This is a genomic window from Bradyrhizobium sp. PRIMUS42 (assembly GCF_023006515.1).
In the GTDB taxonomy this organism is placed as follows: Bacteria; Pseudomonadota; Alphaproteobacteria; order Rhizobiales; family Xanthobacteraceae; genus Bradyrhizobium.
Map to the genome: position 1 here is coordinate 1 of NZ_JALBGZ010001416.1, position 684 is coordinate 684.

1 protein-coding gene is annotated in these 684 nt (G+C 67.3%); it reads left to right on the forward strand.

Going from position 1 to position 684, the window contains the following annotated elements; translation table 11 throughout:
• Positions 1-54 precede the first annotated feature (54 nt).
• On the forward strand, positions 55-684 hold a 630-nt coding region (gene cobI / locus MOV75_RS40770; RefSeq protein WP_247008504.1), incomplete at its 3' end, for a precorrin-2 C(20)-methyltransferase.

Sequence of the window (684 nt, forward strand, 5' to 3'; positions counted from 1 at the left end):
CTCCGCGATCACGGTCGCCGCCGTGAACGCGCTGGCGAGCCGGAGCGAATAGCGATGGGACGCATCATCTGCTGCGGTCTCGGCCCCGGTGATCCCGATCTGATGAGCGTGCGCGCAGACCGCACCGTGCGCGGCGCGAAGCACGTGGCCTATTTCCGCAAGATTGGCCGGCCGGGCCAGGCGCGGCGTATCGTCGACGGCATGTTGGCGACTGACGTCACCGAATACCCCATGGAATATCCTGTCACGACTGAGATCGCCTTCGACAGCGCTGAGTACGTGCAGCTGCTCGCCGGCTTCTACGACGAATGGGCCGAGCGCCTGGCGCGGCTTGCGCGCGCGGTCGATGTCGTCGTGCTCTGCGAGGGCGATCCCTACTTCTACGGCTCGTTCATGCACCTGCACACGCGCCTGCAAGGCCGGGTCGAGATCGAGGTGATCGCCGGCATTCCCGGCATGGTCGGCTGCTGGAACGGCGTCGGACGCCCGATCGCGCTCGGCGACGACGTGACGACGGTGTTGATGGGAACACTTGGCGAAGACGAGCTCGAGCGGCGCATGCGCGATTCCGATGCGCTCGTCGTCATGAAGACCGGCCGCAATCTCGCAAAAGTGCGCCGCGCGCTCGCATCCGCCGGCCGGCTGGACGATGCCTGGCTGGTGGAGCGCGGCACCATGCCGGGT